Source organism: Kribbella hippodromi (assembly GCF_039531045.1).
In the GTDB taxonomy this organism is placed as follows: domain Bacteria; phylum Actinomycetota; class Actinomycetes; order Propionibacteriales; family Kribbellaceae; genus Kribbella; species Kribbella hippodromi.
On record NZ_BAAAPH010000035.1, the window covers coordinates 1 to 12956 of the forward strand.

13 protein-coding genes are annotated in these 12956 nt (G+C 67.2%); 4 read left to right on the plus strand and 9 right to left on the minus strand.

Features of this window, described 5'->3' with window-relative positions:
- Window positions 1-42 precede the first annotated feature (42 nt).
- Window positions 43-315 carry a helix-hairpin-helix domain-containing protein gene (locus ABD260_RS35235; RefSeq protein ID WP_344240914.1) on the minus strand — a complete coding sequence of 91 codons (273 nt, stop codon included), beginning with the start codon at window positions 313-315 and terminating at the stop codon, window positions 43-45.
- A 108-nt stretch (window positions 316-423) separates the two neighbouring features.
- Here ABD260_RS35235 and bioB point away from each other — a divergent pair, with 108 nt between their 5' ends.
- The 3 genes from bioB (at window position 424) to ABD260_RS35250 (ending at window position 2210) form a co-directional block, all read left to right on the plus strand.
- Window positions 424-1578 carry a biotin synthase BioB gene (gene bioB / locus ABD260_RS35240; protein WP_425553474.1) on the plus strand — a complete coding sequence of 385 codons (1155 nt, stop codon included), beginning with the start codon at window positions 424-426 and terminating at the stop codon, window positions 1576-1578.
- Between the two features lie 153 nt (window positions 1579-1731).
- Window positions 1732-1929: a P-loop nucleotide/nucleoside kinase family protein gene (locus tag ABD260_RS35245; RefSeq protein ID WP_344240918.1), complete on the plus strand. Its 198-nt coding sequence runs from the start codon at window positions 1732-1734 to the stop codon at window positions 1927-1929.
- On the plus strand, window positions 1836-2210 hold the full coding sequence (locus tag ABD260_RS35250) for a P-loop nucleotide/nucleoside kinase family protein (RefSeq protein WP_344240920.1): 375 nt from the start codon (window positions 1836-1838) through the stop codon (window positions 2208-2210). Before ABD260_RS35245 ends, ABD260_RS35250 begins: the two co-directional genes overlap by 94 nt.
- Window positions 2211-2803: 593 nt before the next feature.
- Here ABD260_RS35250 and ABD260_RS35255 read toward each other — a convergent pair.
- The 7 genes from ABD260_RS35255 to ABD260_RS35285 form a co-directional block, all read right to left on the minus strand.
- Window positions 2804-3454, minus strand: coding sequence for a hypothetical protein (locus ABD260_RS35255; protein WP_344240922.1), 651 nt, complete (start codon window positions 3452-3454; stop codon window positions 2804-2806).
- Between the two features lie 818 nt (window positions 3455-4272).
- Window positions 4273-5358 carry a hypothetical protein gene (locus tag ABD260_RS35260; protein ID WP_344240924.1) on the minus strand — a complete coding sequence of 362 codons (1086 nt, stop codon included), beginning with the start codon at window positions 5356-5358 and terminating at the stop codon, window positions 4273-4275.
- 272 nt (window positions 5359-5630) lie between these two features.
- Complete coding sequence (locus ABD260_RS35265) at window positions 5631-5873, minus strand: hypothetical protein (protein WP_344240926.1); 243 nt, start codon at window positions 5871-5873, stop codon at window positions 5631-5633.
- A gap of 85 nt (window positions 5874-5958) precedes the next feature.
- Window positions 5959-6795, minus strand: coding sequence for a DUF72 domain-containing protein (locus ABD260_RS35270; RefSeq protein ID WP_425553475.1), 837 nt, complete (start codon window positions 6793-6795; stop codon window positions 5959-5961).
- Entirely contained in the window at window positions 6792-7334 is a 543-nt protein-coding gene (locus ABD260_RS35275; protein ID WP_344240928.1) for a GNAT family N-acetyltransferase, read from the minus strand. The genes ABD260_RS35270 and ABD260_RS35275 overlap by 4 nt, the downstream gene beginning before the upstream one ends.
- Window positions 7335-7403: 69 nt before the next feature.
- A complete protein-coding gene (locus ABD260_RS35280) occupies window positions 7404-8483 on the minus strand; it encodes an inositol-3-phosphate synthase (protein WP_344240930.1) in 1080 nt (359 codons plus the stop codon).
- Window positions 8480-9064, minus strand: coding sequence for a PadR family transcriptional regulator (locus ABD260_RS35285; protein ID WP_344240932.1), 585 nt, complete (start codon window positions 9062-9064; stop codon window positions 8480-8482). Before ABD260_RS35285 ends, ABD260_RS35280 begins: the two co-directional genes overlap by 4 nt.
- A gap of 213 nt (window positions 9065-9277) precedes the next feature.
- Here ABD260_RS35285 and ABD260_RS35290 point away from each other — a divergent pair, with 213 nt between their 5' ends.
- On the plus strand, window positions 9278-10765 hold the full coding sequence (locus ABD260_RS35290; protein WP_344240934.1) for a short-chain fatty acid transporter: 1488 nt from the start codon (window positions 9278-9280) through the stop codon (window positions 10763-10765).
- Between the two features lie 6 nt (window positions 10766-10771).
- On the opposite strand, the gene ABD260_RS35295 is transcribed toward ABD260_RS35290, so the two are convergent.
- Entirely contained in the window at window positions 10772-12865 is a 2094-nt protein-coding gene (locus ABD260_RS35295; RefSeq protein ID WP_344240936.1) for a glycoside hydrolase family 43 protein, read from the minus strand.
- Window positions 12866-12956: the final 91 nt, after the last annotated feature.

Consider the following 12956-nt stretch of genomic DNA (forward strand, 5'->3'; position numbering starts at 1 on the left):
ACATTCACACTGTTAAGGGCCACCCCCATCCGGGGGTGGCCCTTAACATTTCCCCAGTTCTTTGCGTTCTGGCGTGTAGGACCACCACGGCCGGCCGGGATTTCCGTTGGCCTGATCGACTGCGGACATGATCGTGTCGAGCAGACAGGGGTCGTGCCGCTGGCCGTCGCGCTCGCAGATCGTCTCGTACAGCTCAACCGGGTCGCGCCCCACCAGCTGCCTGACCTCCGTGACCTCGGCCCGAGCCAGTCGGCGGGCCACCGCCGGCCCGACATTCATCAGATCCGTGAGGTCGCTCGAGTTCTTCGTTCCCATGATCCGACTGTCCCCCAAGCACCGTCCGGCTGTCTTGAACAGATCGGACAACTACTGCCCCCACCCCGCCGGCCTGAGCCACCGGCGCCGTCAGCTCGGGCTGCCGAGATGGGTACTGCAAGCGAATTGCCTGCAAGATCCCGGGCATCCCGTTGTGTGGTTCTGACAATTGTTGGTCGGGAGTCGCCACGCGAGGATCGAGTGGTGAATGTACTCGAAGGGCTTGTGACAAAGGCGCTGGAACGCGAACTGCCGACTCGCGAGGAGGCACTCCAGGTACTGGCCGGCGATGACGACCTACTGAAGATTGTCGCGGCCGCGTACCGAGTACGGCGGGAGTACTTCGGGCGCCGCGTGAAGCTCAACACGATCATCAACATGAAGAGCGGTCTGTGCCCGGAGGACTGCGGCTATTGCTCACAGCGCCTCGGCTCGACCGCGGAGATCATGAAGTACTCGTGGATCGATCCCACCGACGCCGCTCAGTTGGCCTCGAAGGCGGTGCAGGCCGGCGCGAAGCGCGTCTGCCTCGTTGCGAGCGGGCGCGGCCCGGGCGATCGCGACGTACGCCGGATCGAAGGCACCATCGACGCGATCAAGTCCGAGCACCCACAGGTAGAAATCTGTGTCTGCCTCGGATTGCTCAAGGACGGCCAGGCGGAAGTACTCCGAGACGCCGGCGCCCACGCGTACAGCCACAACCTGAACACCAGCGAAGAGCGGTACGCCGACATCTGCACGACTCACACCTACGCGGACCGAGTCGACACACTCGAGCGCGCCACGAAGGCCGGCCTGTCCCCCTGCTCCGGCGCGATCTTCGGCATGGGCGAATCGGATGACGACGTCGTCGACCTGGCGTTCGCGCTCCGCGAGCTCGATCCGGACTCCGTGCCGATCAACTTCCTGATCCCCTTCGAAGGAACACCGCTGGAAGGCCGCTGGGAACTGACGCCGGAGCGCTGCGTACGGATTCTCGCGCTGTTCCGGTTCTGCTTCCCGGATGTCGAGGTCCGGCTGGCCGGCGGACGGGAGATCCATCTCCGCGGCCTGCAGGCGGTGGCGCTGCATGTCGCGAACTCGATCTTCCTCGGCGACTACCTCACCAGCGAAGGCCAGCCGGGTACGGACGACCTCCAACTGATCGCCGACGCCGGCTTCACCGTCGAAGGCCTCAACCATCCGACACTGCCGACCGCCCGCCACGACCTGGTCACCCTAAGAAGACGCGGAGCAGGCACCACCACTCCCCCAAACGCCTGACTCCATACCCCGTCGCCGGACATCGCCGGGGCCTGCACTCTGTCCCGGAGCAGGCGGGCCCGTCCGTTCTCCGCCTGCGTGACGTGTGTGGTGCCGGGCACGCTTGGCATAACGCTGTCGCGCACGCCTTGCCGGAACCGTAAGGTCAGCTGGGTGGCTGAGCTGGTGTTGATTGTCGGGTTGCCGGGCGCGGGCAAGAGTCGGTGGGCCCGCAAGGTCGAAGCGGACCGTAAGGCACTTCGCCTGACACCCGATGAGTGGATGCATGCCCTGTTCGGCGCCGGCGACGCGACGGCCGGCGCTGGATCCTCGAATCCGAACTCCTCTGGAGCATTGCGGCCAGAACACTGACCCTCGGCACCGACGTCATACTCGACTACGGCTGCTGGTCCGAGGAAGAACGCGAACTCTTCCGAACCCGCGCCAAGCACCTCGCCGCCAGCACGCAACTGGTGCTGCTCGATCCACCGTTCGAGGTGTTGTGGAACCGGCTCGAGCGCCGAAACGAGAACCTGCCGCCGGCGACGTTCCCGATCAAGCAAAGCGAGCTACGCGAGTACCAAGCAAGATTCGAGCTCCCGACCACCGACGAGCTACACCGTTGGGACCACCACGTCGTGATCAACGACTAACTGATCCAGCAAGCCCGCGTCCGGCAGCACCGGCACTCACAAACCACTCACGAGCAGGTCGAACGACGCCTCGCCAGGGCCGCCCGCCGCCAAGTACTCCGCCTCAGCCGCCTACATGCCGGTGAGGACTGCTGCTGATTCCTGATCAGGCAAATGTGTCACGCCGCGAATCCGAACTGGATGACATCGTCATGCGGCCAGCTTGCTCACCACCGGATGAGCTTGCCGGCGGCAATCAGACACCGCTGCCCGGCGCGACCATCACTTCCACAACGCGCCGAGTCGGCGCGCGATCCGCGACGCGACAGCTTCGCGTCCGTGCCGGCCGCCGACCAGACACGCGCAGGACCGCGACGCGATAGTTTGGCGGCCGCATCGGTCGCCGATCAGTCAGGTGCATGACCGCGAGGCCGTTAGCGGCAGACCCGCTACCGACCAAGAGGGGGAGTGCATGGCGTGCGGCTCACCCCGGGTGGGGCTGACCTGGCGTGGGGCTGACCTGGCGTGCGGCTCATCCGGCGTGGGCTCAGCGCTCAGTAGGTCGGGTCGGCGATGACGATCAGGGGCGCGAGCACCTTGGTGGCAGGGGGCGGTTAGATCTCGGGTGCGATTCCGACCAGGGCGGCTGCGGCGCAGATGTGTACGGGGGTCATGTCGATCGGCGATACCGGTGCTTGGAGGAGCGTCCCCCGCTCGTACGGGGTGAGGTCGATGTCGATGCCCGGTGCGCCCGCGACCAGGCCGCGTACGTACGTGAGCCAGCCCATCATCGGAATCCCGCGACGGAAGACGCCTGCCGCGGCGGCGAGCTCGGTGTCGGCGATGCTCGCCCAGGCCGGTTCCCAGATCGTGACGACCGCGCGAAGTACCTGCGCGAAGCGCTCAGACTGCTGCAGCGCGTCCTCGTCACTCCAGTGCAGGGTGAGCTGATCCGAGACCGTGGTCATCGTGCCGCCCATGGACAGGTCGAACAGCCACGGGAGTTCGCCGGTGCTCTGCAGGTGCAGCCGCGTCGTACTCGTGCCGTTGGCAAGGACCTTTGTCGTCGCCTCCACCATCTCCTGCAACGGGGTGGAGCCGTCGGCCTCGAGGACGTGATAGCCCCACCGTTCGTCCTGGGTCCAGTTGTGCACGTCGGGGAACGCGACCGCGACGGCGGTCAGCGTACGGAGGACGCGCAGGGCCCGGTGTTCGACGGTCTCGTCACGGTGCGACCACTGGGCGCGGAGCAGCCACGAAGCCATTCACGCCCTCCGATCATGAGGCGGCCGGTTCTGCGGAGGAGAAACTGCACCGGATGCAGGCGACGGTACGCCGTCAAACGATCGGTTGACCAGAGTTCCGCCTACTCGGCGTGAGCGGGCACGACGGCTCTCCGGAAAAGTCACCGCAACAGTCTGCTGCACCCCCACCCCTGAGACCAGCACCGGGTCCGACTTCCGCAACAACCCATCCAAATCTGAACAACTGTCAAGACCCACCGCTGACCCGACAACCACCTCCCGCTCACAGGCGATGGGGATGCCGGCCCCCGACCAGGCTGAGGGCCAGGAACAGCACGAGACGCGTCCGAGCCCGATCAGCACGCTGACCACCGCCGCCTCACACCGCCGCCTCACACCGCCGCCTCACACCGGCGGGGGCAGTTGCCGGCGGTGCATTTGGGCCGGTCAGAGTGCGGTTCGGCCGGGTAGGCGTGGTCGGGCTGAGCAGTGTGCGTCAGTCCGAGCAGGGTCCCGAGCAGGCGGTTGGGCTGTGCAGAGTCGGTCGGGGTCGAGCAGAGCGGTCAGAGTTGAGCAGGGCGGTCCAGGCTGAGCGGGCGGTCGGGGCTGAGCGGAGCGGGTTGGGTTGAGTAGGCGGTCGGGGTTGAGCGGGGCGGTTGGGCTGAGCAGGCGGTTGGGCTGACCGGAGCGGGTCGGGGTTAGCAGGGTCAGAGTTGAGCGGAGCGGGTCGGGGTTCGCAGGGTCGGGTTAAGACGAGCGGGTTGGGGTTGAGTAGGGCGGTCGGGGTTCAGCGGGGCTGTCCAGCTGAGTGGGTGTGCGTAGCGGGGAGCTGGGTGGGGTCAGTTTGGTTGGAGGTGGTTGGGGGTTGGGCGTTTGGGGCGGGTGCCGGTTGAGGGGTGGTGGGAGACGGCTGCGCGGGGTGGTGGCGTGGTTGGGCTTGGTGGGGTGGGGCGGTGGGTTGGGGGTGCGACGCCGGACAGAGCGGTGTGGGTCGGGGACGGGACGGCGGTGTGGGTCGGGGATGGGGCGTCGGCGTGGGTCGGGGATGGGGCGGCGACGTGGGTTGGGGACGGGAGGGCGGTGTGGGTTGGGGATGGGAGGGCGGCTGGTGCTGTGTGGGTTGGTGGAGGGATGGCGGGGAGGTGGGGGCTGAAGGTGTAGGCGGACTCGGCGGACTGGATTTCCTGGTGGAGGTGGTCCAGGAGTTGGTGGGCGGTGGTCAGGGAGCTGGCGGTGGCGGCCTCGGGCGGGGCGAACTCGAAGTTGTCGAGGTGGGCCAGGCCGGAGCGGAGGATGGATTCGAGGCGGGATCGGGTGGGGGTGTCGGGCGGCTCCAGGTCAGGGAGGCGGGTGGAGTTGTAGGTGAGGGCGACCAGGAGCGGGAGCTGGCCGGCGGCGGTTTGGCGGTTCAGGAGGGCGAGGAGCTCGCCGGGGGCGAGGTTGTTGCGGGACTCCAGGTCGGTGGTGAGGGTGCGTACGGCGGGGACGAAGGCGGCGTAGTAGCCGGGGGCCTGGATGGAGGTGATGCCGGGGGCGGCTTTGTCGATGCCGAGGTGGCGGATGTACGCGTCGAGGTGGTCCTGTGCCCAGGCCTCGGTGACGCCTTCTTCGAGTTGGCGGCTGCCGGGTTTGACGAAGGCCTCGCGGGCGGCTTCCTGAGTGGCGTTGGTGGGGCCGAGGAAGTGCGCGTGCTCGTGGAGCAGGGTGGCGAGGGATTCCCGGTAGCGGATGAGGGTTGCTGCTGACTGGGTCTCGCCGGCGTGGGCGTACAGGTGGTGGAGGGGGTCGATGATTGCTTCGCGGTCCAGGTAGAGGGTGCCGTCCCAGTGCGCCAGACCGAGCATCGCGCCGGTGGACTCGACCACCCGACCGTTCCAGGCTGAATGGTCCGCGGCGGCAAGCACCCGCGCCGCTTCACCACTCACCTGGAGCAGGGCGCTGGCGGAGCTTGGGTAGGAAAGAGGTACGGGCGCGTCGGTGGTGGGGGCCGTCGCCGCGCGGTTGGTGGCGCGAGGGGCGGCTTGCTTGGTACTGCGGGCGCTTGTGGTGGAGCTGTTGGTGGGTGCGTGATCGCGTGTGGCGTGGCGGGGAGTCGTGCGTGCTGGTGTCGCGCGGTACGACCTGGTTGGAGGCAGACGGGTGTCGAGTGAGTTGGTTGCGGAGCGTGGGTGGGCCGGCTGGGGTGGCTGCCGGGCCGTCACGGGCGGGAGGCGGTGGCTAGGCGGATGAGGGAGTCGGCGGTGCGGCGGTAGCGGGCCTGGTCGTGGGGGTTGTCGGCGTGGGTGGCCAGGCGGCTGAACTCAGAGATGAGCCACTCGGCGCGGGCTTGGCGTTCGGCACGCGAGGAGCGGGGTGCGGCGGAAGTCGCGGCCGGGCTGGTCGGGATGGCCGGGCTGGCCGGGCTGGTCGGGCTGGCCGGGCTGGTCGGGATGTGGTCCATGTGTTGTCCTCCGAGGGGTGAAGTCGGCGGAGAACATATGGACTTTTGGGGTGGTGCGAGGTGGTGAGTTTGGGGTTGTGGATAACTAGAAAAGGGTGGGCGGCTCGGAGGGGGTCGGGTCGGGGAGGGGAGCGAGGGCTGGGAACGCCGCAGCTACGGAGGTGTGGAAGTGGCGGGCGAGGTTCAGGGCCTCGTTGTTGTCGGGGGTGTGGAGGAAGATGGTCGGCGAGCGGCCTTCGGTGAGCCACTGGACGGCGAGGGCAACCAGGTACGCCCAGCCGTCGACGGTTTCGGCAACTGAGTCGCGGCCGATGTAGCGGACGATCGGGTGGGCGGTCAGGGCGCGCGTACGGCGGGTGACGCGCGGCTTCTTCATCCACGCGTCGCGTTCGGCGAAGCTGGTCGGGCGGTGGGCGAACAGGGTGCCGGTGTCGAACGGAATCCACTCCGCGTTGACGCGGGCGAGGACGCGTTCGAGGTTGGTCGCGGCCTGCGGCTCGTCGAAGAACGCTCGGTGCCGGACCTCCACGGCGTACGAGTGGTCGCGGGGCGCCTGGTGGAGGAACGCGGCGAGCGTACCGAGGTCCGTGGGAGCAAAGGAGGCCGGCAGCTGAATCCAGACCGCGTGGTTGCGCGGGCCGAGCGGTTCGATCGCATGCAGGAAGTTGCGCAGTTCGGTGTCGGCGTTCGTCAGCCGGCGTTCATGCGTGATCAGCTGCGGGAGTTTCACCACGAAGCGGAAGTCGGGTGGTGTCTGCGCGGCCCAGTTCTCGACGGCGCCCCGGGAGGGCGTTGCGTAGAAGGTGGTGTTGCTTTCCACCGCGTTGCACCACGAGGCGTACGCCCGAAGTTTCTCCCGCCCTGGTTGCGGCCAAGCAGGATGTGTCCACTGCGCACACCCCACATGAAGCTGCGGGCTCACAGCTGCCGCACATACTGTCGGCAGATGTGTACGCGGGCGAAGCGTTCACGCATTGAGGCCTCGGCCGAGATCGGTGCATGCATGAACGCGGACACCAAACCGATCATGCCCGCGGGCGTCTCGAAGCCGTCCGCATTGTCCTGCCACGACTTGTAGACATGCAGATAGCGGAAGTTTTCCGTGAACCCGGATCGCTGGTACCACTCGTTCGCGGACCGATCGCCTCGTGTCCACGCGTCCAGTACGCCGGAGTCCAGCCGTGGGAGCACCGCGTCGAGTAGTTGCGAGGCCAGCCCGCGTCTGCGGTGGTCGGGATGTACGGCGAGCACGGCGATCGTCGCCCGGTCCGGAAAGATCTCGACGTCCATCAGGCCGATCACCGCGTCGTTCTCGACGGCGACAAGTTGGTGGGCTGGGTTCTCGTACGCCGGGCGTTGGACTGCGACGTCGTCGAAGTATTCGGTGTCGAAGAAACTGAGCAGGCGGCAGCGTAGCCAGGTGTCGGCGTCGGTGGTGCGGTAGTCGCGGATCTCGGCCATCCGACGCCATGATGGCACGCCGCCCCGCATCCGGCCGGATACGGGGCGGCGCCGATCAGAACGGTGCGATCAGTGGTCGATCTCGCCGCGGATGAACTTTTCCACCTGCTCGCGGGCCACGTCGTCGGCGTACTGCTCCGGCGGGGACTTCATGAAGTACGAGGAGGCGGACAGGATCGGGCCGCCGATGCCGCGGTCCTTGGCGATCTTGGCGGCGCGGATGGCGTCGATGATGATGCCGGCCGAGTTCGGGGAGTCCCAGACCTCGAGCTTGTACTCGAGGGAGAGCGGGACGTCGCCGAAGTTGCGGCCCTCGAGGCGGATGAACGCCCACTTGCGGTCGTCCAGCCAGGCCACGTAGTCGGACGGGCCGATGTGTACGTTGCGGTCCTCGATCTCCTCGCGCAGCTGCGAGGTGACGGACTGGGTCTTGCTGATCTTCTTGGACTCCAGCCGCTCGCGCTCGAGCATGTTCTTGAAGTCCATGTTGCCGCCGACGTTCAGCTGGTACGTACGGTCCACGGTGACGCCGCGGTCCTCGAACAGCTTGGTCAGTACGCGGTGGGTGATGGTCGCCCCGATCTGGGACTTGATGTCGTCACCGACGATCGGGAGGCCGGCCGCGGTGAACTTGTCGGCCCACTCCTTCGTGCCGGCGATGAACACCGGCAGCGCGTTCACGAAGGCGACACCGGCGTCGATGGCGCACTGCGCGTAGAACTTCGCGGCCTGCTCCGAACCCACCGGCAGGTAGCAGACGAGTACGTCGACCGCCGCTTCGCGGAGCGCCGCGACCACGTCGACCGGAGCGGCGTCGGACTCGGTGATGGTCTCGCGGTAGTACTTGCCGAGGCCGTCGAGGGTGTGACCGCGCTGCACCGTGATGCCGGTCGGCGCCACGTCGCAGATCTTGATCGTGTTGTTCTCGCTGGCGCCGATGGCGTCGGCGAGGTCCAGGCCGACCTTCTTGCCGTCGACGTCGAACGCGGCAACGAACTCCACGTCGCGGACGTGGTAGTCGCCGAACACGACGTGCATCAGGCCGGGGACGCGCTCGTCGGGTTTCGCGTCCCGGTAGTAGTGCACGCCCTGGACGAGCGAGCTTGCGCAGTTGCCGACGCCGACGATCGCCACGCGGATCGAGGTCATCTGGAATCTCCTTGGATAGGCGGTTGGTGCTGGTCAGGGGGCCGCTGCTGCCTCCGCTCGCCGTCGATCAGCTCGTTCAGCCAGCGGACCTCGCGCTCGGCCGACTCCAGGCCGTGCCGTTGCAGCTCGAGGGTGTAGGCGTCGACTCGCTCCGCGGTCCGGGTCATCGCGGCCCGGAAGTTCGCCAGCCGCTCTTCCATCCGGGCCTTGCGGCCCTCCAGGATGCGCAACCGGGTGGCCGGATCGGTCCGGCCGAAGAACGAGAAGCGGACGCCGAACGTGTCGTCCTCCCAGGCCGACGGGCCGGCTTCGTGCATCGCGTGCGCGAAGTAGTCCTTGCCGTCGGCGGTGATCGTGTAGACGATCTTGGGCCTGCGACCGGCCTCCGGCGTCCCGGGGTCGGCCGTGATCAGGCCGTTGCGGAGCATCGCCTTCAGGCACGGGTACAGCGAACCGAACGACAGCACGCGTCCCCAGCCGAACTGGGCGTTGACGCGCTTGCGGAGCTCGTAACCGTGCATCGGCGCTTCGTGCAGCAGACCGAGTACGGCGAGCTCCAGGACCCCACTGCGGTTTCCCATGAGCACCTCCTCGGTCCAGTTTGTCATGACCTGATGTATCGGTTCGATACATCGCACCGCCACTGTAAGCAGCCCGATGGCCTGTGGACAACACCTGACAAAGCTGAACTTTGTCACCTGAGTCACGCGGGCGCGCCGGGAAAGCTGTTACGTCAGGCTCCGATCGGCGTTAATCGAGTGACACGCAAAGTCGCGGTCCACGAGCGGAGGGTCATGACCGACACGCATGGGAAGCACGCCAGGTCCGAGGCCGTAGCCGAGGGCGTCCTGGCCCGGCTGGCGCTGCGATTCACCGCGTTCACCGAGAAGTGGCTGCCGGACGCGTTCGGGTTCGTGCTGGTGGGTACGTTCGTGGTGCTGCTGTTCGGTCTGGTCACCGGCGAACCGCTGCTGAAACGCCCCGACGACCCGGCCGCGACCAAGGGCTTCGGGATGATCGATGCCTGGGGCATCGGGTTCTGGTCGCTGATCACCTTCACCCTGCAGATGGCGATGATCATCATCGGTGGGTACGCGGTCGCGACCAGCCGGCCGGTCGCGCGGCTGATCGCACGGCTGGCGCGCATTCCGCGGACCCCGCGGACGGCGGTCGCGTTCGTCGCCGCGGTCGCGATGCTCGCCTCGTACCTGAACTGGGCCTTCAGTCTGATCTTCGCCGCGATCCTGGCCCGGGAGGTGGCGCGCAACGTGCCGAAGGCGGACTACCGGGCGCTCGGTGCGATGGCGTTCCTCGGGCTCGGTACCGTGTGGGCGCAAGGGCTTTCCGGCTCGGCCGCGCTGCAGGTGGCGAGTGCGAGCAGCAGCCCGGCGCCGGTGCAGGAGGTGATCAAGGCCGGCGGTCATGCCAGCGGGCTGATCCCGTTGAGCGACACGATCTTCACCTGGCAGGCGATTCTCGCGACGCTGATCGTGTACGTGGTCGGCGTGACGATGGCGTGGTTCATCGCGCCCGGCGAGGGCAATGCGCGGACGGCCGATCAGCTGGGCATCGAGCTCAAACCGTTGATCGGCCGCGGATCGGCGTACAACGGCCAGCGTGACGAGACCGAGACGCGCAGGCCGGGCGACTGGCTCGAACACTCACCGGTGTTCAGTTTGCTGATCGTTCTTCTCGGTGCGGTGTATCTGGTCCGCTACTTCAGCGGGAAGAACTTCTTCAACGCGCTCGACCTGAACACGGTCAACCTGATCCTGTTCCTGCTCGCACTGTTGCTGCACTGGCGTCCGTGGCGGATGGCCCGGGCGGTACGTGATGGTGCACCGGCCGCATCCGGCGTACTGCTCCAGTTCCCCTTGTACGGCGGGATCTTCGGCATGATCGCCTACACCGGGATCTCCGCGCGCTTGGCCGGCTGGCTGGTGCAGGCGAGCAGTCAGTTCTTCTTTCCGCCGCTGGTGGCGATCTACTCGTGCATCCTCGGCATCTTCGTACCGAGTGGTGGCAGCAAGTGGGTGATCGAGGCGCCGTACGTGTTGCAGGCGGCCAACGAACTCAAGGTGGACGCGGGCTGGATGGTCGTCGTGTACGACCTCGGTGAGGCGAGCGCCAACTTGCTGCAACCGTTCTGGATGCTGCCGACGCTCGCCATCCTCGGCCTGAAGGCCAGGGACATCATGGGCTATACGTTCACGATGTTCCTGGCCTGCTTCCCGGCCGCACTGATCGCGGTGACGCTACTCGCCCCGCACGTCACCTCATAGTTCACGTCACCTCGTAACGCGGAAGTAGTCGAAGAGTGCGGTCGCCTTGCCGTACTGGGCCTCTGTCTGGGCGGATGAACCCTGTGACACCAGGCCGATCCGCGGTGTCGTACCGGCCGGCAGAGTCCAGGCGGCACCCCACACCCAGTGCTTGCCGTCTGTGCTGGACGCTGCGCGGTACCGGTGTTCACCAGTCTTCGGTACGACGTCATGCGCCAGCCGCAGCCAGGTGGTTTCGGCCGGCGGACCGATCATCGCGCCGCCGAACGTGACGATCGACGGCGCGCCGACCGGGGTGAACCGCATCCGCTTGCCGAACTCGATGAACCGGCCCGTGCCGCCGGCCACGTGGTCGAGCCGCATCCAGTTCTCGTCGTCGAGGTACACGAGCAGTCCGGCTTGCTGGTAGTTCCGCACGGTGTCAGTACCGACATCGAGGTGCAGCTTGGTCTCCACGACGAAGTTGCCGGTCGGCTGGTCGCGCAGTAGCAGTGAGGCTTTGGCGGCAGTGTTGTTGTCGGTCAGGTCGTTCGCCTCGGTCTTCCACTGCAGCGCGCCGTTGGCGACCGTTGCGTCCGGACTGACGTTGCGCCAGGTCCACCCGGCGCCCAGGCCTCGAGTGAACTCGTCGGAGTAGCGCGAGTCCACGTGGCCGATGCGTGGTGTCGGTACGGCTCGGGTGACCGGCTTGTAGAGCGGAGCGACCGAGAAGTTGCCCGCACCGCCAACCGGTGCAGCAGAACCACTACCCGCGGGCACCGGCAGCTGGAGCGTCGCCAGCGGATCGCCCAGCCGGTCCTCACTGAACTCCGCCGTCGCCTGGTTGCCGCGCACTTCCAGTGCAACCGTGCCGGGCACGTTGAGCGGCAACTGCACGGACCGGCTCAGACCGAAGCGGTCGGTCAACCGGAGCCGGCCGTTGTCGATGACCGCGCTGACCCGCCCGCCACGTGCCGATACGCCCTGACCGGTGCCGGTGATGTCTGCTTCGACTCGGACGTCCCCAGTGGCCGCGCTGGAGGTCGTGACCGGCGAGACCTTGCTGGACTCGCTAGGACCGGCGCCCGCGTTGACGACCGGCCAGCCGTCGATCCAGTCGAGGCGGTCGAGCAGCATCGGCCGGAGCAGCCAGCCGTTGCTGTTGGTCACGAACGGGTCGGTGCGGTCCACCGCGTGGTACGCGAACCACTGCTGACCGCTCAGGTCCGTGACCATCGACGAGTGCCCCGTGCCGACCCAACGGTTGCCGTTCGACGCGACGACTGGCGTACCGCCGGTGCGGGATGCGTTCAGGTCGTTGCCCAAGCGGTCGACGAATGGACCGAGCGGACTACGCGAGCGGCCGGCGAAGACCGCGTACCCAGTGGTTGGGCCGGCGCAGCAGTTCGAAGAGGAGCCGAACAAGTAGTAGTACCCGCCGTGCTTCACGACGTACGGACCTTCGAAGCGGTCACGCGCGACATTGGTGACCGCACCGACCGTACGTAGTCCGTCGGCAGTGAGGCGTACGGCGTGGATGCCCCCGTTGTAACTGCCCCAGTACAAGTACCGCGTACCGTCCGTGTCGGTGAACTCGGCCGGATCAATGGTCCACTCGAATCCACCTCCAGCCGCTGGACGTGGCGCCACTACTGGTGCACCGGAGTCGGTCCATGGACCAGCTGGTGTCGGTGCGGTCGCGGCACCGATCGCGTAGTCCCAGTCGCCAGGCGTGGCAGTGGTGTTGGGGACTGTGAAGTACAGGACGTACTTCCCGTTCAGGTAGCGAATGTCCGGCGCCCAGAAGCCACTGCGGGGGTCGGCCCAGGTCGGGCGATTGTCCGCACCGAAGACGGAGCCGACCTTCTCCCAGTGGGTCAGGTCGCGGGAGCGGGCAATCTTGTACGCGTCGCCGTCGTGCCCGTCCTTCGCGTACGGGCCACCGGTCGAGTACGCGTACCACCAGCCGTCACGGCCCTTGATCATCGACGGATCGGGGAAGTCGGCGGAGTACCCGGCGGTGACGGGATTCGTGTAGCCCTCGGCCGGTGGGGCCGCGGCATGGCTGAGTGAGGTCGTGAGCAGGGTCAGACCGGCTGCAAGCAATGAGAGGCGGATCACATCGCCCAGGCAAGCCGAACTTTGCAACGTTGTAAAGAGTCCGCCCGGAGATGGGTGTGGACCACTTTTCACCTGATCGGCCCGGGGTTGC

Coding starts and splice junctions, on each gene's coding strand:
- ABD260_RS35255 (WP_344240922.1), bottom strand. CDS start 3,454: ATGGCTTCGTGGCTGCTCCGCGCCCAGTGGTCGCACCGTGACGAGACC.
- ABD260_RS35290 (WP_344240934.1), top strand. CDS start 9,278: ATGACCGACACGCATGGGAAGCACGCCAGGTCCGAGGCCGTAGCCGAG.
- ABD260_RS35235 (WP_344240914.1), bottom strand. CDS start 315: ATGGGAACGAAGAACTCGAGCGACCTCACGGATCTGATGAATGTCGGG.
- bioB (WP_425553474.1), top strand. CDS start 424: ATGGGTACTGCAAGCGAATTGCCTGCAAGATCCCGGGCATCCCGTTGT.
- ABD260_RS35280 (WP_344240930.1), bottom strand. CDS start 8,483: ATGACCTCGATCCGCGTGGCGATCGTCGGCGTCGGCAACTGCGCAAGC.
- ABD260_RS35265 (WP_344240926.1), bottom strand. CDS start 5,873: ATGGACCACATCCCGACCAGCCCGGCCAGCCCGACCAGCCCGGCCAGC.
- ABD260_RS35275 (WP_344240928.1), bottom strand. CDS start 7,334: ATGGCCGAGATCCGCGACTACCGCACCACCGACGCCGACACCTGGCTA.
- ABD260_RS35285 (WP_344240932.1), bottom strand. CDS start 9,064: ATGGGAAACCGCAGTGGGGTCCTGGAGCTCGCCGTACTCGGTCTGCTG.